This window comes from Lentzea sp. NPDC036955 (assembly GCF_055608005.1).
Map to the genome: position 1 here is coordinate 666362 of NZ_JBVJRC010000003.1, position 18141 is coordinate 684502.

The 18141-nt window shown below is 69.8% G+C and carries 19 protein-coding genes and 1 pseudogene; 9 read left to right on the forward strand and 11 right to left on the reverse strand.

Annotated elements, in window-relative coordinates; all coding sequences use genetic code 11:
- Positions 1-9: 9 nt before the first annotated feature.
- The 3 genes from ACZ7CF_RS12420 to ACZ7CF_RS12430 all read right to left on the reverse strand — a co-directional run bounded on the left by ACZ7CF_RS12420 (position 10) and on the right by ACZ7CF_RS12430 (position 3146).
- Positions 10-906, reverse strand: coding sequence for a sugar ABC transporter permease (locus tag ACZ7CF_RS12420; RefSeq protein ID WP_470369594.1), 897 nt, complete (start codon positions 904-906; stop codon positions 10-12).
- A 1-nt stretch (position 907) separates the two neighbouring features.
- Positions 908-1825: a carbohydrate ABC transporter permease gene (locus ACZ7CF_RS12425; RefSeq protein ID WP_470369595.1), complete on the reverse strand. Its 918-nt coding sequence runs from the start codon at positions 1823-1825 to the stop codon at positions 908-910.
- 61 nt (positions 1826-1886) lie between these two features.
- Complete coding sequence (locus ACZ7CF_RS12430) at positions 1887-3146, reverse strand: extracellular solute-binding protein (protein ID WP_360385274.1); 1260 nt, start codon at positions 3144-3146, stop codon at positions 1887-1889.
- A 220-nt stretch (positions 3147-3366) separates the two neighbouring features.
- Between ACZ7CF_RS12430 and ACZ7CF_RS12435 the strand changes: the two genes are divergently transcribed.
- The 3 genes and pseudogenes from ACZ7CF_RS12435 (at position 3367) to ACZ7CF_RS12445 (ending at position 6731) form a co-directional block, all read left to right on the forward strand.
- Positions 3367-4404 (forward strand): LacI family DNA-binding transcriptional regulator, encoded by a 1038-nt coding sequence (locus ACZ7CF_RS12435; protein WP_360385272.1) that lies wholly within the window; start codon positions 3367-3369, stop codon positions 4402-4404.
- Positions 4405-4538: 134 nt separating this feature from the next.
- Positions 4539-5642 (forward strand): LacI family DNA-binding transcriptional regulator, encoded by a 1104-nt coding sequence (locus tag ACZ7CF_RS12440; RefSeq protein ID WP_360385270.1) that lies wholly within the window; start codon positions 4539-4541, stop codon positions 5640-5642.
- A gap of 67 nt (positions 5643-5709) precedes the next feature.
- Positions 5710-6731, forward strand: a pseudogene (locus tag ACZ7CF_RS12445) (IS5 family transposase).
- A gap of 19 nt (positions 6732-6750) precedes the next feature.
- On the opposite strand, the gene ACZ7CF_RS12450 reads toward ACZ7CF_RS12445, so the two are convergent.
- Positions 6751-7422: a hypothetical protein gene (locus tag ACZ7CF_RS12450; RefSeq protein ID WP_470369596.1), complete on the reverse strand. Its 672-nt coding sequence runs from the start codon at positions 7420-7422 to the stop codon at positions 6751-6753.
- A gap of 150 nt (positions 7423-7572) precedes the next feature.
- On the opposite strand from ACZ7CF_RS12450, the gene ACZ7CF_RS12455 reads away from it, so the two are divergent.
- The 3 genes from ACZ7CF_RS12455 to ACZ7CF_RS12465 all read left to right on the forward strand — a co-directional run bounded on the left by ACZ7CF_RS12455 (position 7573) and on the right by ACZ7CF_RS12465 (position 9678).
- The gene (locus tag ACZ7CF_RS12455) at positions 7573-8085 is read left to right on the forward strand and encodes a beta-class carbonic anhydrase (protein WP_458429621.1); all 513 of its coding nucleotides are present in this window, start codon (positions 7573-7575) and stop codon (positions 8083-8085) included.
- 214 nt (positions 8086-8299) lie between these two features.
- The gene (locus ACZ7CF_RS12460; RefSeq protein WP_360385264.1) at positions 8300-9169 is read left to right on the forward strand and encodes an A/G-specific adenine glycosylase; all 870 of its coding nucleotides are present in this window, start codon (positions 8300-8302) and stop codon (positions 9167-9169) included.
- Positions 9169-9678 (forward strand): 2'-5' RNA ligase family protein, encoded by a 510-nt coding sequence (locus ACZ7CF_RS12465; RefSeq protein WP_470369597.1) that lies wholly within the window; start codon positions 9169-9171, stop codon positions 9676-9678. Before ACZ7CF_RS12460 ends, ACZ7CF_RS12465 begins: the two co-directional genes overlap by 1 nt.
- Here ACZ7CF_RS12465 and ACZ7CF_RS12470 read toward each other — a convergent pair.
- Complete coding sequence (locus ACZ7CF_RS12470) at positions 9627-10373, reverse strand: alpha/beta fold hydrolase (RefSeq protein WP_470369598.1); 747 nt, start codon at positions 10371-10373, stop codon at positions 9627-9629. The two genes, ACZ7CF_RS12465 and ACZ7CF_RS12470, sit on opposite strands and share 52 nt — an antisense overlap.
- A gap of 15 nt (positions 10374-10388) precedes the next feature.
- Between ACZ7CF_RS12470 and ACZ7CF_RS12475 the strand changes: the two genes are divergently transcribed.
- From ACZ7CF_RS12475 to ACZ7CF_RS12485, 3 genes are read left to right on the forward strand one after another with little or no spacing between them, the layout of a single operon-like run.
- Positions 10389-11843, forward strand: coding sequence for a M1 family metallopeptidase (locus tag ACZ7CF_RS12475; RefSeq protein WP_470369599.1), 1455 nt, complete (start codon positions 10389-10391; stop codon positions 11841-11843).
- 10 nt (positions 11844-11853) lie between these two features.
- Positions 11854-12165 carry an antibiotic biosynthesis monooxygenase family protein gene (locus tag ACZ7CF_RS12480; protein ID WP_360385256.1) on the forward strand — a complete coding sequence of 104 codons (312 nt, stop codon included), beginning with the start codon at positions 11854-11856 and terminating at the stop codon, positions 12163-12165.
- Positions 12166-12170: 5 nt separating this feature from the next.
- Positions 12171-12980 carry an SIR2 family NAD-dependent protein deacylase gene (locus ACZ7CF_RS12485; protein WP_470369600.1) on the forward strand — a complete coding sequence of 270 codons (810 nt, stop codon included), beginning with the start codon at positions 12171-12173 and terminating at the stop codon, positions 12978-12980.
- Here ACZ7CF_RS12485 and ACZ7CF_RS12490 read toward each other — a convergent pair.
- From ACZ7CF_RS12490 to ACZ7CF_RS12515, 6 genes are all read right to left on the reverse strand, one after another.
- On the reverse strand, positions 12940-14031 hold the full coding sequence (locus ACZ7CF_RS12490; protein WP_470369601.1) for a hypothetical protein: 1092 nt from the start codon (positions 14029-14031) through the stop codon (positions 12940-12942). The two genes, ACZ7CF_RS12485 and ACZ7CF_RS12490, sit on opposite strands and share 41 nt — an antisense overlap.
- Positions 14032-14054: 23 nt before the next feature.
- A complete protein-coding gene (locus ACZ7CF_RS12495) occupies positions 14055-15032 on the reverse strand; it encodes an endonuclease/exonuclease/phosphatase family protein (RefSeq protein WP_470369602.1) in 978 nt (325 codons plus the stop codon).
- A gap of 147 nt (positions 15033-15179) precedes the next feature.
- Positions 15180-15971 carry a hypothetical protein gene (locus ACZ7CF_RS12500; protein ID WP_458429628.1) on the reverse strand — a complete coding sequence of 264 codons (792 nt, stop codon included), beginning with the start codon at positions 15969-15971 and terminating at the stop codon, positions 15180-15182.
- A 22-nt stretch (positions 15972-15993) separates the two neighbouring features.
- Positions 15994-17130, reverse strand: a complete 1137-nt coding sequence (locus ACZ7CF_RS12505; protein ID WP_470369603.1) for a hypothetical protein — start codon at positions 17128-17130, stop codon at positions 15994-15996.
- A 7-nt stretch (positions 17131-17137) separates the two neighbouring features.
- A complete protein-coding gene (locus ACZ7CF_RS12510; protein WP_470369604.1) occupies positions 17138-17458 on the reverse strand; it encodes a WXG100 family type VII secretion target in 321 nt (106 codons plus the stop codon).
- Entirely contained in the window at positions 17455-18090 is a 636-nt protein-coding gene (locus tag ACZ7CF_RS12515; protein WP_470369681.1) for a YbaB/EbfC family nucleoid-associated protein, read from the reverse strand. Before ACZ7CF_RS12515 ends, ACZ7CF_RS12510 begins: the two co-directional genes overlap by 4 nt.
- Positions 18091-18141 lie beyond the last annotated feature (51 nt).

An 18141-nucleotide genomic window follows, 5' to 3' on the forward strand; every position in this document is an offset into this window, starting at 1 on the left:
CGCCCGCGGTCAGCCCTTCACGGCACCGGACGCGAGCCCGGTCACCAGGAACCGCTGCACCAGGTAGAACACGACGATCGCCGGGATGGCGACCAGGATGGACGCGGCCGCGAGGTGGCCCCACTCGGTGCGGTTCTGCTGCACGAACACCTGCAACCCGACGGCCAGGGTCTTCGACTCGTCCGCCGCCGACAGGAACGCCGACGCGAACGCCACCTCGCCCCACGCCGTGAGGAACGCGTAGAACGACGTCACCGCGAGGCCCGGCTTGGCCAGCGGCATGATCAGCCGCCAGAACACGCCGAACGGCGACAGGCCGTCCACGCGGCCGGCCTCGTCGATGTCGGCGGGGACCGTGTCGAAGTAGCCCTTGAGCATGTACGTGCAGAACGGCACCGCGGTGGTGCAGTAAACGAGCACCAGGCCGATGCTGGAACCGTTGAGCCCCAACGCGATCAGGATGTTGTAGAGCGGCACGATCAGGACCGCGAACGGGAACATCTGCACCAGCAGGAACGACATCATCAGGCCGCGCTTGCCGGGGAACCGGAAGCGCGAGGCCGCGTAGCCGGCGGTGGCCGAGATGAACACGCCGAGCACGGTGGTCAGCAGTGCGATCACCACGGAGTTGCCGAACCAGGCGAGGAAGTCGCCCTTCTCGCCGGCCAGCACGCGGCTGTAGTTGTCGAACGAGGACTCGTTCCACAGCTTCGGCGTCGGTTCGACGGCGCGGGCGTCGGGCTTCAGCGAGGTGACGAACACCCAGAAGATCGGGAACACCGAGATGACCGACGCGGTGATCAGCGTGGCGTGCAACAGGATCGAGGACCCGGCGGAGCGGTCCGACCGGCTCAGGCGGCGTTCGGGGGCCTTGACCACCTGGAGGGACGAAGCATCGAGCGTCACGTCACCACACCTCGCCCTGCTTGCGCAGTGCCCGCCGGTAGACGGCGGCGAACACCAACAACACCGAAAGGATCAGCACGCCGTAGGTCGACGCGATGGCGTAGTCGCGGGACGCGCCGGAGAAGAAGCGCTCGAACGCGTAGGTCACCAGGATGCGGGTGTTCGGGTTGGGGCCCGCCACCAGGTAGATCACCGGGAACATGTTGAACGTCCAGATGATGCCGAGCAGGATCACCGTGGACGACACCGAGCGCAGGCCGGGCAGGGTCACGTGGCGGAAGCGCTGCCACGGCGTCGCGCCGTCCATCTCCGCCGCCTCGTAGAGGTCGCCGGGGATCGACTGCAGGCCGCCCAGGAGCGCCACCATCATGAACGGCGTGCCCAGCCAGACGTTGACCATGATCACGGACACGAGGGCCCAGTCGGACTGGCCGAGCCAGACCGGGTCGGGCAGTCCGACGGCGCGCAGGACCTGGTTGATGATCCCGTACTGCGCGTTGAACATGTACTTCCAGGCGAACGCGCTGATGAACGCGGGCACGGCCCACGGCAGGATCAGCAGCACGCGGTAGAGCGAGCGGCCCTTCACCTGGCGGTTGAGCAGCATCGCCAGGCCCAGGCCGATGGTGTAGTGGAAGAACACGCAGGCGAACGTCCAGATCAGCGTGCGGACCAGCGTGCCCCAGAAGGCGCCGTAGGAGTCGCCGCCGGACAGGACGTTGAGGTAGTTCTTGAAGCCCACCACGTCGTAGGACGCGGGCCGGTCCAGGACCGGGTTGGCGATGTTGCCCTCGTTGATGTTCGTGAAGGTGAAGAACACGCCCTGCGCGAGCGGGTAGAGCACCAACACCGCGATGACCACCACGACCGGCAGCACCATCGCATACGCGTACCAGTACCGGTCCAGGAACCGACGCACCGATCTCCTCCGAACCCCAGGCGGACGGCCGGGGCGGCAGGCCCCGGCCGTCCAACACCAATCAGCCGATCGAGTACTCGGTGACGACCTGCTCCTTGTACGCCTTGGCGACGTCGTCGAGAGCGGCCTTCGGCTCCTTCTTGCCGGCGAGGACGTCGGCGTAGGCGATCTTCAGCGGGTCGAACAGCTGGCCGCCCTCGGGGATCCAGGCGCGCTCGTGCGCGACCTTGGTGACCGGCTCGAACGCGGAGACGACGGCGTTGGCCTTGACGTCGGCGTTCTGGTAGGCCGACTTGCGGGTCGGCAGCAGGCCCAGCTCCTTGGCGATGGCGGCCTGCGACTCGGCCGACGCCATGCACTGGACGAACTTGATCGACGACTGCTTCGCCTTGGTGCCCTGGCGGATCGTGTAGTCGTGGCCGCCGACCGGTGCGCTGCCCTTGCCCGCGGTCGGGCCGGGGACCGGCGCGATGCCGAGGTTGGCCGGGTCGGTGAACGCGGTGCCCTTGAGGTAGTCGGCCACCGCCCACGGGCCGTTGATCACCATGGCGGCGTCGCCGCTGGAGAACGCGGCCTGCATCGTGGTGTAGGAGTTGCCGGCGTCGAGCGAGGTGAACGCGGCCTTCGAGTCGAGCAGGCCCTTCGCGGTCTGCAGCGCCTTCACGTTCTTCTCGGAGTTGACCACGATCTTCTTCGCGGAGGCGTCGACCAGGTCACCGCCCTCGCCGTAGATGAACGGCAGCGCGTAGTACGCGTCGTTGTTGAGGAAGAACGCCTTCTCGCCGCCCAGCTTGGCGGCCGCTGCCTTGAGCTCGTCCCACGTCTTCGGCGGTTCGACGCCCGCGTCGGCGAGCTTCTTCTTGTTGTAGAGCAGCGCGAGGGAGTCGGTCACCTGCGGCACCGCGTAGGTCTTGCCCTCGAACTTCGTGGAGCCCAGCGGGGCCTCCAGGAAGTCGCCGGTGTCCTTCGCGAGGTCGGTGTCGGAGAGGTCGGCGACGTAGCCCAGCTTGGCGAGCTGCGGCACCCAGGCGACCTCGGCGCGGAAGACGTCGGGGCCCTGGCCGCCCTGGGCTGCGGTCTTGTAGTTCGCGAGCGCCGTGTCGAACGCCTGCGTCTCGACCTTGACCTTGTAGCCGCCCTTCGAGGCGCAGTCGTTCGCGATCTTGGCGAACGCGGGGCTCTCGTTGGGGCCACTGGTGTCCCAGAACGTCACTTCGCCCGAGTCGGATCCGCTGTTGCTGCTCGATCCGCCGCTTCCGCAGGCGGTGAGCACGAGGGCGACACCCGTCGCCATGGCGGTCACGAGGGTTGTCCGTCGCATCGTTGCTGCCGTTCCCTCCAGCTGGGGCCTCGACTCCGAGCGAGACGAGGTGTTGCAAGGTTTTGCGAGAATGTTGCGGGCGATTTCACTACCCGAACCATGGTCAGGTCAAGACGTCGACCGTAACCAAGCCGTAACGGCCCCGTCCCGTGAACCGTCATTGCAAAATTTTTCTGGACACGGCAGGCTTGCGCCGACCCAAGCTGAGCAGGGAGGCAACGTGTCCGGACTGTCCGAGATCGCCAGGGCAGCCGGGGTGTCCATCTCGACCGTCAGCCGAGTGCTGAACCGGCGGGCGGGCGTCAACGACGAGACCCGCCAGCGGGTGCTGTCGGTGCTCGCGGAGATGCCGTACACCCCGCGTGGACTCGGCGCGTTGCAGCGCACGGGCGTGATCGGCCTGCTGGTGCCGGAGCTGTCGAACCCGGTGTTCCCGGCGTTCGCGGAGGCGCTGGAGACCCGCGCCGCGCGGCTGGGCTACTCCTCGCTGCTGTGCAACACCCGCAGCGGCGCGCCGATGGGCGAGGAGGAGTACGTCCGGATGCTGCTCGCCCGCGGGGTCGAGGGCATGGTGTTCGTGTCACCGGAGATCACCAACGTCGAGGTCCCGCTCGGGCAGGCCCCGCGGCCGAGCTACTACGCGAAGCTGCTGGCCGACGGCGTGCACATGGTGTTCCTGAACGGCGCCACGCCCGCGCTGGACGTGCCCGACGTGACGGTGGACGAGCAGATGGCCGGTTACCTGGCCACCAAGCACCTGATCGACCTCGGGCACGAGCGGATCGGGTTCGTGTCGGGGCCGGCGCGGTCGCTGCCGTCACGGCTCAAGCGCGCCGGGTGGGCCGCCGCCCTGGAGGAGAACCACCTGCCGGCGGGCTCGGAGTACGTGGCGCACGGGCCGTTCAGCGCCGAGGGCGGTGGCGAGGCGGTGGCGCAGCTGCTCGACACGGTGGCGCCGACCGCGGTGATCTGCTCGTCGGACCACATGGCGCTGGGCGTCATGCGCGAGGCACACCAGCGGGGGATCGCGGTACCCGATCGGCTGTCCGTCGTCGGGTTCGACGACATCCCGCTGGCTGCCTACTCCTCGCCCGCTTTGACGACGCTGGCGCAGCCGATCGAGGAGATGGCGGCGGCCGCGATCGACGAGCTCGTGCAGCGCCTGGACCCGGATCGGCGCAGGCAGGGCAACGACAACTACACGCGCGTGTTCCGGCCGCGGCTGGTCGTGCGGGAGTCGTCAGCGGCCCCGAGGTGAGACACCCGGCGGGGGATATTGGTCTGGACCAAATTCTGAACAAGCCAGATGGGACGACCAGCGCGGATGCGTCATTTGAGGGACGCCGGTCACCCTGACTTCACGAATTGGTTCTGAACCGTTACGGTCCTTTCATGGCGCGGTCTATGCATGTGCGACGTCCTGCGACGCTGGCCTCCCTGGCCGCTGAGCTGGGCGTTTCCCGGACAACGGTGTCCAACGCGTACAACCGTCCCGACCAGCTCTCCCCCGAGCTGCGTCGCCGGGTGTTGGACACGGCCCGAAGGCTGGGTTACCCCGGCCCGGATCCTGTGGCGCGCTCGTTGCGCACCCGCAAGGCGGGGGCGGTGGGCCTGCTGCTCACCGAGAACCTCTCCTACGCCTTCCGCGACCCCGCGGCGATCGGCTTCCTCGAAGGCCTCGCGCTGGCGTGCGAGGACGCGGGCACGGGCCTGCTGCTGGTGCCCGCCAACCCCGAACGCGAGGACGTCGCGTCCGTCCACCGCGCCGGCGTCGACGGCTTCGTCGTCTACTCGGTGCCCGACGACGACCCGCACCTCGCGGCCGTGCTGGAGCGGCCGGTGCCCACGGTGGTCTGCGACCAGCCCGACCTCGGCACCGTCGACCGCGTCGGCATCGACGACCGCGGGGCGATGTACGAGCTCGCGCAGCACCTGATTTCGTTGGGGCACCGCAGGATCGGCGTCGTGTGCATGCGCCTGGCCCGCGACCGCAACGACGGGTTCGTGACGCCGGACCGCCAGCACGCCGCGCACTTCCACGTGCAGCGCAACCGCCTCTCCGGTCTCGCCGAGGCGTTCAGCGAGGCCGGTGTCGACTGGTCGCAGGTGCCGGTGGTCGAGCGGTTCGACCACAACCCCTCGTCCGGTGCCTCCGGTGCCGCCCAGGTGCTCGACCGGGACCCGCAGGTCACGGCGTTGATCTGCACCTCGGACGTGCTGGCGCTGGGTGCCATGACCGAGGCGGCCCGGCGCGGGCTGCGGGTGCCGCACGACCTCACGGTCACCGGGTTCGACGGGATTCGCGGGGCCGAGGAGGCCGGGCTGACGACCGTGCGCCAGCCGGTGCTGGAGAAGGGGCGGGCGGCGGGCAAGCTGCTGCTCGACGCCAACGAGCGGTCCCGGCCGCGGTCGGTGAACCTCGCGACCGAGCTGATGATCGGCAACACGTCGGGCCCGCCGCGGGGCGGGGCGGAGGAGCGCTGGTTCGGCCCGTGAGCCGGGCCTAGGAGCTGTTTGAAGTTCGGATCTAGGTTGGCCGGTGGCGTGCTGGTAGAACACGAATGTGGCGCGTTTTGATCTGACCGATGCCGAGTGGGCGTTGATCGAGCCGCATGTGCCGGTCGCGGCCACGGGGCCGTTGCCGCGGCGCGTGCGGGATCAGTTCAACGGGATTCTGTGGCGGTTTCGCACCGGGTCGGGCTGGCGTGACGTGCCCGAGCGGTACGGGCCCTGGTCCACCGTCTACTCCCGGTTCAACGCCTGGGCCAAGGCCGGGATGTTCCAGGCGCTGATGGACGCGCTGATCGCCGAGGCCGCCTCCCGCGGGCAGGTCGGGCTTGAGCTGGTCAGCGTGGACTCCACGATCGTGCGGGCTCACCACGAATCGGCCGGCCTGGCGATCGCCGGCGAGACGCTCGATGCGCTGGAACAGGCACTGACCGAGGAAAAAGGGGCTCCGTTGCCCACCCAGCAGCGGGTTCTGCGGGTGATCAATCACAGGCGGGCGCGGATCAGGAAAGCGCGGGCACGTCTGCCGATCAGGGCCGTGCCGCGCTCCGGCGGCGCCGCAAAGCCAGGGCGAAAGCGGCTGGGCTCGGCCGGTCCCGAGGCGGGCTGAGCAGCAAGATCCACGCCGCGGTCGACGCACACGGGCTGCCACTGGCATTCGTGCTCACGCCCGGCCAGGCCGCGGACTGCCCACAATTCCAGGCCGTGCTCGGCCAGATCCGGGTCCCCGGCGCGGCCGGTCGGCCGCGCACCCGGCCGGGCGCGGTGGCCGCGGACAAGGCGTATTCCTCCAAAGCCAACCGGGCTTATCTGCGTCGACGGCGGATCACCGCGGTGATCCCGGAGAAGACCGATCAGCAAGCCAACCGGAAGAACAAGGGCTCGGCCGGAGGGCGGCCGGTCTGCTTCGATCCCACGCTCTACAAGCGGCGCAACACCGTCGAACGCTGCTTTCAGAAGATCAAGACATGGCGTGGCCTGGCCACACGCTATGACAAGTCACCACACAGCTACGAAGCCGGATTACGCCTGCGGGCAGCGGTCATGTGGTTGAGGACCCTGACCTCAACCACATGATCCAAACTTCAAACAGCTCCTAGTTCCCCAGCCGGAACACGGTGGGCTGGCTGGCCTTCCCGGCCAGCTTCGCCACCAGCAGGTAGTCGCCGGCGCCCAGCCGGGTGTGCGGTCCGCACCCCGGCTGCGAGGTCGAGGCGGCCCACTTCGTGCCGAAGTTGAAGACCTCCTTCGGTGCCAGCACCCGCACCTCCCTGCCCGTCGCGGCGAGGCAGTGGTTGCTCGACCACAGCACCGTGTGCCCGTCGGCGGTCAGCACGGTCAGCTCGCGGTGCTCGCGGCCGATGTCCTTGATGCACGGCGCCGGACCGTTGTTGACCACGTCCATCGACAGTTCCGGCTGGTCACCGCCGCTGTAGACCGGTTTGTCGACCTTCGCGACCACCACGACCGCGTCGTCGGGACACGGCTGCGGCGGGCCGGGCGGCGGAGGCGGCGCGGCTGTCGGGGTGCTCACCGCGGGCGGCGGGGTCGTCGAGGAGGACGCCGCACCGGCCTCCGACATCGTCGGCGGTGGCGTGGAGGCCGAGGCGGCCGCGGCGTTGGTGGGCTGCGACGGCTGGTCGGGGCCGGAGCCGAAGAGGCCGACGATCCAGATCACGAGCAGCAGCGTGACCAGCGCCGCGCCGATCGCGGCGATGCGGCGGCGCCAGTACACCGAGGACGAGAGTGGTGCTGTGGGCTCGATCACGGCCCGAACGTAGCGGGGTGACGTGGAATCCAGGCGTAGGCGAGCGTCGCTCGATCCGGTGAACGTGATATTGCCGGAAAGCCCTTGTGAACGCGCGCTCGCTGAAGTTCCATCGAGCGGGGGTCCGCCGGTAGGCCATGGAGGGTAGTCATGACCGCGATCGACGAACTGCTCAAGCGGAACTACGAGCTCGGGAACGTGGTTCCCGGAGACCGTTCCTCCGCGCGGCCGTCCCTGCAGGTGGCGATCCTGACCTGCATGGACTCGCGCATCCGCGTGTTCGAGATCTTCGGGTTGAAGCAGGGCGAGGCGCACGTGCTGCGCAACGCGGGCGGCGTCGTCACCGACGACATGATCCGCTCGCTGGCGCTGAGCCAGCGCAAGCTCGGCACGCGTGAGGTGCTGCTGGTGCACCACACGAACTGCGGCCTCGAGATGGTCACCGAGGACGACTTCAAGGACGAGCTGGAGTCCGACACCGGTCTGCGGCCGACCTGGGCCGTGGAGGCGTTCAAGGTCGTCGAGCAGAGCGTGCGCGGGTCGATGGCCCGCCTGCGGCGCAGCCCGTTCATCCCGCACACCGACAAGGTCCGCGGGTTCGTCTACGACGTGCACACCGGCGAGCTGCGCGAGGTCGACGCCGCGGAGACCGCCGCCGCCTGACCCCGCCGCCACCTGACCTCGTGCCACGCGGGGCCCCCGCGTTTCCCTGAGGGGAACGCGGGACTCCCGCGTGACATCCAGGGGAATGCGGGACTCCCCGCGTGACATCCAGGGGAATGCGGACTTCCGCGTGCCCTCCAGGGGCACGCGGGGAGCCTTCGTGCACCACGAGAGTACGAAAGCTCCCCGCGTGCGTTTGCGACAATGGCGAGCGATGAATCACGAGTTGCTGCTGGGCTGGTGGGACACCGCCGCCCGCGACCTGCCGTGGCGCCGACCCGACTGCACCGCCTGGGGTGTGCTGATCAGCGAGATCATGCTGCAGCAGACGCCGGTGAGCCGCGTGGAACCGATCTGGCACGAGTGGCTGGCGAAGTGGCCGGTCCCGAGTGCGATGGCCGCGTCGTCGCAGGGCGAGGTGCTGCGGATGTGGGGCAAGCTCGGCTACCCGAGGCGCGCGCTGCGGTTGCACGAGGCGGCCACGGCCATCGCGCGCGACCACGGCGACGTGGTGCCGTCGGACATCGAGACGCTGGAGTCGTTGCCGGGCATCGGCAGCTACACGGCTCGTGCGGTGGCGACGTTCGCGTACGGGCAGAAGTGCGCCGTCGTGGACACGAACGTCCGCCGGGTCGTCGCGCGCGCTGTGCACGGTGCCGGTGACGCGGGTCCGCCGTCGACCAAGCGAGACCTGCGGGACGTCGAGGCGATCCTGCCCGAGGACCGGGACGACGCCGCCGTGTTCAGCGCCGCCCTGATGGAGCTCGGCGCGTTGATCTGCACGGCGAAGAACCAGAAGTGCGCCGACTGCCCGCTGTACGCGGAGTGCGCGTGGCAGCTGGCCGGGCGGCCCGCCTACGCCGGGCCGGAGAAGAAGGTGCAGAAGTTCGCCGGCACCGACCGGCAGGTGCGGGGCAAGCTGCTCGACGTGCTGCGCGGCGCACCCGGCCCGGTGCCCAAGATCCAGCTCGACCTCGTCTGGAACGACGTCACGCAGCGGGAGAAGTGCCTGGTCTCGCTGCTGGACGACGGCCTGGTCGAGCAGACCCGCGACGGCCTGTTCGCGCTGCCGGGAGAGCACTGATGCACGCGCTGGTGGCGTTCTTCGACGACGACGCGGACAAGGAGGTCCGCGACCTGCAACGACGCATCGGCGTAACACCCGGCTTCCCACCGCACCTCACTTACGCGGCGGCAACGACCATCGGCCAGAAGGTGCGCAAGGAGCTGCGCGAGGACCTCGAACGGCTCTGGCTGCCGGACCTGTGGCTGCACCACCTGGGCACGTTCGCCGCGGTCGACAACGTGCTGATGCTCGCCGCCGTCGTCGACGCCGAGCTGCTGGCCGTCCACTCGGCGATCCACGACGTGCTGGCCGGCAACGTGAAGAACCCCAGCGCCTACTACCTGCCGGGCAACTGGGTCCCCCACTGCACGCTCGTGCACGGTGTCGGCGAGGCGGCGATCCGGTCGGCGTTCGCCGAGGTGTTCCCGGTCGAGCCGATCCGCGCGAAGGTCCGCGAGGTGTCGGTCGTGGACACTCAGACCGGTGAGGTCGACGTGCTCAAGAAGGCCTCCACGGCACCGCGGTAGACCCACGGAGCGGTGGCGTGCACCAGGTGCCCTGCTTCGGGGACGTGGAGGTACTGCCCGCCGCACGACCGCGCCGCCGCCGCCATCTGCCCTGGCAGCTGCCCGCCCTGGCCCGCCTCGATGACGAGCGACGGGCAGCGGACGGCCGCGATCTGGTCCCAGTACGCCCGCGTGCCCCACTCGGCGGCGATCTCGTAGAGGTCGTCCATCGCCGCGATCAGGTGCCAGCCGTCCTCGCGTTCCTCGAAGTACTCGGCGAACACCGGCGCGCCGAAGAACGACGTCACGTGCGCGAGCGACTGGAACGGCACCGGCCAGGCGTCGAAGAACCACTTCCACTCGTCGATCGTGCGGCCCCTGTTGTCCGGGGCGAAGTCCTCGACCACAATCGCGCTGACCAGGTCAGGACGGGCCGCCGCGAGACACCACGCGTGCAGCCCGCCCATGGAGTGCCCGATCACGACGGCGGGCCCGAGGCCGAGCCGCTCGATCGCCGCCGCGGCGTCGGCGACGAAGTCCTCGGTGCGGTAGGGGCCCCGCTGCGGGTTTCGGCCGTGCCCCCGCGCGTCGATCCCGACCACGCGGCCGTGCGGTGTGAGCCACTGCGCGACCGGCCACCAGGCCGTGGCCCTGCTCATCAGGCCGTGCAACAGCAGGACGCCCCGCCCCGTTCCGCCGAACTCCACCACCGACACAGGGATGATTAACGCATGAAGGCCCGTCCGTACCTCGTCGCCCTCGTGCTGGTCGTGCTCGTCGCCGGTCTGCTGGTCGTGTTCCGCACACCCGGCGGTGACCCCGCGCAGCAGCAGCGCCAGGACACGTCACCGCAGGCCGCGGTGGAGGCGGGCGCCGGTGCGGGCGACCCCTACTACCCGGCGGACGGCAACAGCGGCTACGACGTGCGGCTCTACGACCTCGCGATCACCTACGACCCCGGCTCGCAGCGGCTCGACGGCGTCGCGACGATCACCGCGACCGCGACGGACGACCTGGCCAGGTTCAACCTCGACCTGGAGGGCCTCGACGTCAGCGGGGTCGAGGTCGGCGGTCGGCCCGCGAAGTTCGCGCGGGAGGGCGACCACGAGCTCGTGATCACGCCGTCCGCACCGGTCGCGAAGGGCGGGCAGTTCGTCATCGCCGTCACCTACGGCGGCAAGCCGACCACGATCAACGACGCTTCGCTGGGCCGCAGCGGCTGGCAGGTCTCGTCCACCGGTGGCGCGTTCGCCGCGGGCCAGCCGCACTCGGCGACGACGTGGTTCCCCGCCAACGACACCCCGCGCGACAAGGCCGCGCTGAAGGTCGCCGCCCGCGTGCCGGATGGCTGGTCGGTCGTGTCGAACGGCCTGGAGGGCGAGGTGACGAAGGACGGCGGCTGGTCGACGTTCCGCTGGCAGGAGGACACGCCGCTGGCGACGTACCTGGTCACGGTGGCCATCGACAGGTGGGAGATCGTCCGCTCGCAGCTGCCCGGCGGCACCCCGGTGGTCGACGCCTACGCACCCGGCACGTCCGCGCAGAAGAAGCCGGTCCAGGCGCGGCTGCCGGAGGTCCTCGCGCTGCTGGAGTCGAAGTTCGGCCCGTACCCGCAGCGCGCGGCCGGCAGCATCTGGGTCGCCGACCAGATCGGGTTCTCGCTGGAGACCCAGACCCGGCCGATCTACGCGGCCTGGGCGGACCTGGAGACCGTCGTGCACGAGAACGCCCACCAGTGGTTCGGCGACTCGGTGACGTTGCGGAGCTGGGCGGACATCTGCCTGAACGAGTGCCTGGCGTCGTACTCGCAGTGGCTGTGGGCCGAGTACGAGGGCGAGGACCTCGACGACCGCTACCGCCGCGAACTGGAGCAGAAGCGCGGCAGCACCCGGTTCTGGTCGCCGAAGCTCTACGACATGGGCCAGGGCAACGAGTTCCGCGGCGTCTACGACAAGGGCATCTTCGCGCTGCACGCACTGCGCAGGCAGGTCGGTGACGACGTGTTCTTCCCGGCGCTGCGCTCGTGGACCGCGCAGCACCGCGACGGCAACGCGTCCTGGCCGCAGTTCGAGGACCACGTCGCGAAGGCGTCCGGGCAGCAGCTCGACGGGTTCTTCCAGGCGTGGTTCCACGACTCGGGCATTCCGGGTGATCAGTACCTGCTGCCCGGCGTACTCCGCCGCTAGTGTGGGTGGCATGGCAGTCGTGAAGATCAACGCGATCAAGGTTCCCGAGGGCAACGGCCCCGAGCTCGAGAAGCGCTTCGCCGCCCGTCTCGGCGCGGTCGACGAGCAGCCGGGGTTCCTCGGCTTCGAGCTGCTGCGGCCGGTCGCGGGCGAGGACCGCTACTTCGTCGTCACGCACTGGGAGACGCACGAGGACTTCGTCGCGTGGCGCGACGGGCAGGCCGGTGCCGCCGCGCACTCCGGTGAGCGCGCGCGTCCCGTGTCGTCCGGTGCCGACCTGCTGGAGTTCGAGGTCGTGCTCGGGAGCAAGCCCAAGCAGTGACCGCGGTGGACAGCGCCTCCGTCGAGAGAGCCGCTGAGCTGGTCGCCGGCGCGGACGCGGTGCTCGTCTGCGCCGGTGCCGGCATCGGCGTGGACTCCGGGCTGCCCGACTTCCGCGGCACCGAGGGGTTCTGGCGGGCCTACCCGCCGTACGAGCGGCTCGGGCTGCGGTTCGAGGAGCTCGCCGACCCGGCGCACTTCGCCGACGACCCCGCGCTCGCGTGGGGGTTCTACGGCCACCGGCTCGCGCTGTACCGCAACACCGTGCCGCACGAGGGTTTCGCGATCCTGCGGTCGTGGGGTGCGCGCGTCTTCACGTCCAATGTGGACGGCCAGTTCCAGCGGGCCGGGTTCACCGACGTCGCCGAGGTGCACGGGTCGATCCACCACTCGCAGTGCGTGGAACCGTGCTGCGACGACGTCTGGGAGTGCTCGTTCGACGTCGAGGTCGACCCGGAGTCGATGCGCGCGCTCGACCCGTTGCCGACGTGCCCGAACTGCGGCGGGCTGGCCAGGCCGAACATCCTGATGTTCGGCGACTGGGGCTGGGTGCCGCACCGCAGCCAGGCGCAGCTCGACGCGCTCGCGCGGTGGCGGCGGGAGCAGCGGCGGCTGGTGGTGGTCGAGATCGGTGCGGGCACCGCGGTGCCGACCGTGCGGCGGCAGGCCGAGCTGGCCAGTGCCGCCTCCGGTGCGCTGGTCAGGATCAACCCGCGCGAGCCGGAGGTCAGGCACGGCCGGGGCGTCTCGTTGCCGATGAACGCCCTCGAAGCCCTCACGGCAGTTCGCGACTCAATCGGTCGAGGGTCGCGATGACCTCCTGCTGGGTGCCCACGGCCGCGTAGGCCTCCAGTGCGGCGTGCCGCTGCCCGGTGGTCTTGAACGTCACCTCGACCGTGTACGAGCCGCCCCACGCGGTGTACTCGTTCGGCTCGACGCTCGCCTGGTAGGCGTAGGCCGTGCCCTGCGGGAACCGGCTGCGCTGCCAGTACAGGCCCAGGCAGTGCTCACCGCCCTCGGTGCAGCGCAGCAGCGGGCGGTTCTTGTGGTCCCAGTCGTCCACGAACGGCACCGCCCCGCCGTCGACGTAGGTGTACTGGCGGGTGAAGTCCTTCAGCGTGTACGCGACGACCGTCGTGTAGACCTCGCCGAGGTGCGCCGCCGGTTCCGCGTCCTCGACGTGCAGGCCGGCGCCGAGCCGGATGACGTTGTCCCGCACGTCCACGTCCGGGTTGAGCCAGTACCGCGACAGCCCGAGCGGCATCGGGTTGACCGCCTCACCGGCGACGGGAGCGGGGTCCTGGTAGTGCGCCGGGTCGCACGAGTCGAACTTGCTGCGCTCCCCCAGCGGCACGTACATCGCCAGCCTGCTCGCGGCGGCGTAGCTGGTGGGTCCGGTCTTCTCGAACCGGGTGAGCGCGCTGGTGGAGGGGCCGTGGAACGGCGGCGGCTCGTCGTGGTCGTCCTTCTGGCTGCCGGCCTGGGTCGGGTTGTAGCACTCGGTGGTGTGCGGCCGGCCGTCACTTTGACCGAGCTTCGCGACCGACGGGCGGACGGCCCACTGCAACGCCGACCCGTGGCCGCCGCTGCCGATGTACTCCCGGCCGCCGTGGCGCACCGAGACGATGGCACCGGCCAGCGCCGTCGAGGCCGTGACGGACACCCGGTCCGTCGCGATGGTGACGTCGGCGAAGGTGCGGTCCCAGTTCTGCTTGGACGCGCACTGCGTCTTGTAGAGCAACGCGAAGTCGTAGTGCTCCTGGACGCGCATGTCGAACGGGTCGGGAGCCTGGCAGCTGATGGTCTCCTCGGCCTGAGCGGGCGCGAGCAAGCCCCCCAGCAGAGCCGCGGTGGCGAGGATCTTCATGCCGTCGTTGTAGCGGCAACCCGCTAGCGCGGTACAACGAACTGTGCAACCAGGGCGCGGTGGTCGCTGCCCGGGACGTCGAACACGTCCACGGTGTCGACGGGACACCGCGGGTCCACCAGGACGTGGTCGATCGTGACCGGCGGTGGCCAGATGCCGCTCTGGCTGGGCCACGTGTGCACCAGCCCCTTGCCGACCTGGTCGGCGGCGTCGACGTAGCCCTTGTTGAGCAACCGCGTCATGCCGACGTGGTCCAGCGTGGCGTTGAAGTCGCCCGCGAGCACCCGCATCGAGCCGGTGGAGTCGGGGCTCGGCAGCCCGGCCAGCTCGCGCTGCCACGGCTCCGGCCCCTCGTCGACCACCGGTGGCAGCGGGTGCACCGACACCACCTCGATGTCCTGCGCACCCGGCAGGTCGACCAGTGCCCCTGCCTGCCGCAACGTGCCCAGAGGCGTGAGGTCGCGCCGGGTGAGCGGGAACCGGGACGCGATGCCGGAGCCCGACCCGCCCGGCTCCGGGATGAGGACCTGGTTCGGCAGCACCTGGTCGAGCCCGGCGCGTTGGAGGTCCCGCACCATCGCGGGCGACAGCTCCTGCATCGCGAGCACGTCGATCCGGCGGGCCTTGACCTGCGCGACCACGAACTCGGCGTCCGCCTGGCCCACCAGGAGGTTCGACGTCATCAGCCGGACCTCCTGCCCGACCACGTTCGGCCGCGGGTCCGAGAACGCCCGCGGCACCACGTTCGCGACCAGCACGACGGCCACCAACGTCATCGTCAGCCCGACGACCCACCGTTTGCGGAACAACGCGAACAACCCGATGACCAACCCCGCCACCGTGATGTACGGCGTCAACGCCGTCGTGGCGATCATGTACCGGGTGCCGTCGATGCCCAGCAGCCGCACCAACGCCGCCGCCACGAACGCGACGGCGCAGATGACCAGCACGAACGTGGTGAAGCCGTTCCTGGGCTGCCTGAGGTCGATCCGGGTGTCCACGTTCGGGGGACGGCCGGTGGCACGGTTGCGTTGCCTCGCGGAACTGTCAGGCCCCTCGTGCATCCTGATCTCAACACCAACTCTCAGGGGGACGAACGGGAGCCGAGGACTGGATGCTCTTCTGCGCATCCGACGACGTCGGTGTGCTCATGCGGCAGAAGCGGGGTTCCTCGGTCTCACACCCGGAAAACGCTGCAGCAGACCGGTTATCGCGTCGACCTCCTGCAGCAGGCGCTCGGGGTCGATCTGGCCGGGCAGCACCGAGTAGGCGATGCCGCCCTCCAGCGTCAGGTTGTGGAAGTCGTCCGCACCGGCCTCGGCGAGCAACCGCTGCACCACCTCCGGGACGAACATCGCGGCCGCTCGGTGCGGGTCACCGGTGAGGGCTGCGAAAGCCCGGTCCAGGCCCGCGGGAAGCGTCAGTTCACGCCATTCCCGAGACCCACCGTCCGCGACCGGTCGAGGCGCCTCACCAGCCCAGTTCCGCGCCCCTTCGCCCCCACCCGGGGAGCGGACCACCAGCTTCAGCGGCGGGAGCTCGGACGTGGCCACCTCGACACGGCGTTCGTGATGGGTGTTCGCGACGTCGGCGTTGGTCGGGTCCTGCAGCTCGATCGACGCCTCGGTCACCCGGATGCGCCACCCGTGTCGTTCGAAGTCCAACGCGTGCTCGAACCGCGAGTCGGAAACGCGTCCCAGCCAGGCGATCACGTTGCCGTACTCGTGGGCGAACGGGCGGAGGAGCCCGGCGGACCAGGCGCTCACGTCCTCGCCCGGACCCGACGCGGTCCCGCCCATCATCGCCGCGAACCTGGCCAGGTCGGCGGCGTGGTCGGCGGCTTCCCTCCTGGCGACCCGCCACCTCCACCAGAACATCAGCGCCAGCAGCACCACCAAGATCAGGACGAACAGCCCGAGCTTGAGCTCCCACGGTTTCATGCGTCCAGCTCCCCCAGCGTGGTCAGAGGTCCAGGTAGCCCTGGATCCGGTGCTTCGGTTCGTCTGTGCCGATCTGGTCGTTCTCGGCTGCCTTCTCCACCGCGGCGATGTTGCGCAGGCCCTTCTCGTGCGACGGGTTGACCTGGGCCAGCGCCTCACCACCCACGGCCTCCACCATCGACTTGCCGAAACCGTGCTTCATCCGCTCCCCCACGTCGCCCTTGGAGCTGTTGAGCTTGTCGCCCCACTGCCGGTGCACCGCGAACGGGCTGAGGCGCTCCAGGTTCTTGTCGGCGGTCGCGACACCGGCCTTCTTGTCCGCCATGGACTTCTGGAACGCGGTCCGCACGTTCTTGAGGCGGCTGCCCACGTTGCGCAGGAACTCCATGATCTTCTGCAGGAACTGGCGCAGCTTGGCCACGATGCGCGACACCCGCCCGGCGGTGGACGCGACACGCACACCGGTGGCCGCACCTGCCGCCGCGGTGGAGGCACCGAAGCTGGGTGCGGCGGCGGCGAGCGCCGGGACCCAGATGAGGATCAACCAGGTGATCAGCTCGGTGAGGATCGCCTTGATGATGTCCTCGATGATCTGCATGATCATGCTGGAAATCGTCAGCATCTGGGCGAGCTCGCCGGCTTGGCCCGCGACACCGCTGATGCCACTCGCGAACTCACCCAGCCTGGTCGCGGCCATGTCGGCCGTTTCCCCGCCCCAGGTCTGCACGGAGCTGGACAGGTCCTCGTCGAAGTTCTCCCGGCGGGTGGCGACACCCCGGGCGATGGCACCGAAGTTGTCGGCGGCCTGCGACAGCGCCGGGCCGTCGCCGCTGACGAAGTGGATCGCATCCTCCAGCGGCTGGACCACGCTGATGAGGAAGTTCAACCCCTGACCGACCAGCCAGCCGATCGGGTCCACCGCAATGCCCTGCGCCGCCGAGCCGACCGAGCTGAGCAGCGCGCTGCCCTCGGACGCCAGCGTGCTCGCGCCACCGGCCTCGCCACGCTTCTCGAACGCCTCGGACGTCTTGAGGTAGCTGCCGACGAACGGCGTCGCCTCGAGTGCTTTCTCACCCGTGGTCTTCTCGCCGACGGTGATCTCGACGCTGCCGGTCAGGTTCTGCGCGCCCTCGCTGACGTTCGAGGTTTCTTCCGCCATGCCGCGCCTACCCCCTGTCGATCTCGACCTGGAGCCCGTCGAAGATCTGCATCAACGCGTCCTCCTGGTCCTGGTAGCCCTGCGCGGTGCCGCGGAACTTGTCGGCGCCCGACTGCAAACCGTTCTGCATGTCCTTGAACAGCTCGTTCAGGTCGTTCAGCATCTGCGTGTACTCGTCCTTGACGAACAGGCCGATCACGCCCCACGACTTGCCGCCCACGTCCGACCGGCCGACCAGACCGGCGAGCTCGCTCGCGGCGCTGCGGTAACCGTCGAGCTTCCCGGCGAACGCGGTCAGCTCGGCCGGGTTGACGTCGAAGCCGCTCATCGTCCGTCCTCATCGTCGTACAGGTTGAGGTAGCCGCCGCCCTGCTTCGGTGGCGCCGGCGAAGGTGGTTGCTGCGAGCGGGACTGCCACGAGTCCTCGCGCAGCACGTTCTGGTCGGAGAAGTCCTCCGGGGACTCCCGCGCGGGCCGGCGTTGTGGCGGTGGTGGCGGCTGCCGGACCTGTCCCGCCTGCGGCACGGGCGGCGGAACCGGCGCGCGCGGCGGCACGGGCGGTGCGGGAGGAGTCGGCTGGGGCGGCTGCTGGGCCGCGGCCGCGTCCTGCTCGGCGGTGGCGCGGACGAGGTCCTCCTTGGACATGCCGAAGAGCTGCGCCTGGGTTTCCAGCACCTGGTCCTTGAGGTGCATGTCATCGCCCAGCGCGCCTTCGACGATGCCCGCCTGCCGGCGGGCTGCCTCGGCGACGGCCTTCTGCAGCGTGGACATCAGTTCGGCGGCCAGTGCGTGAGGTGGGCGGCGCATGGCCAGGTCGGTGAGGCGGATGTCCCTGATGGACCCCGACGGGCCGGCCACGACGGTGACCGCCCTGTCCGCCGAGGTGGCGACGGCTTCCAGCTCGGTGAGCTGCTGCTGCATCTCGCCGATGCCGGCGAACTGCTGGTCCACGCGGTGCATCTGGGCCTGGAACCGCTCGAACTGAGCGACAAGCTGATCAAACTCGGCCGA

Coding starts and splice junctions, on each gene's coding strand:
- ACZ7CF_RS12430 (WP_360385274.1), bottom strand. CDS start 3,146: ATGCGACGGACAACCCTCGTGACCGCCATGGCGACGGGTGTCGCCCTC.
- ACZ7CF_RS12490 (WP_470369601.1), bottom strand. CDS start 14,031: ATGAAGATCCTCGCCACCGCGGCTCTGCTGGGGGGCTTGCTCGCGCCC.
- ACZ7CF_RS12440 (WP_360385270.1), top strand. CDS start 4,539: ATGGCGCGGTCTATGCATGTGCGACGTCCTGCGACGCTGGCCTCCCTG.
- ACZ7CF_RS12515 (WP_470369681.1), bottom strand. CDS start 18,090: ATGCACCGCGTGGACCAGCAGTTCGCCGGCATCGGCGAGATGCAGCAG.
- ACZ7CF_RS12475 (WP_470369599.1), top strand. CDS start 10,389: ATGAAGGCCCGTCCGTACCTCGTCGCCCTCGTGCTGGTCGTGCTCGTC.
- ACZ7CF_RS12510 (WP_470369604.1), bottom strand. CDS start 17,458: ATGAGCGGCTTCGACGTCAACCCGGCCGAGCTGACCGCGTTCGCCGGG.
- ACZ7CF_RS12500 (WP_458429628.1), bottom strand. CDS start 15,971: ATGAAACCGTGGGAGCTCAAGCTCGGGCTGTTCGTCCTGATCTTGGTG.
- ACZ7CF_RS12480 (WP_360385256.1), top strand. CDS start 11,854: ATGGCAGTCGTGAAGATCAACGCGATCAAGGTTCCCGAGGGCAACGGC.
- ACZ7CF_RS12460 (WP_360385264.1), top strand. CDS start 8,300: ATGAATCACGAGTTGCTGCTGGGCTGGTGGGACACCGCCGCCCGCGAC.
- ACZ7CF_RS12455 (WP_458429621.1), top strand. CDS start 7,573: ATGACCGCGATCGACGAACTGCTCAAGCGGAACTACGAGCTCGGGAAC.
- ACZ7CF_RS12505 (WP_470369603.1), bottom strand. CDS start 17,130: ATGGCGGAAGAAACCTCGAACGTCAGCGAGGGCGCGCAGAACCTGACC.
- ACZ7CF_RS12465 (WP_470369597.1), top strand. CDS start 9,169: ATGCACGCGCTGGTGGCGTTCTTCGACGACGACGCGGACAAGGAGGTC.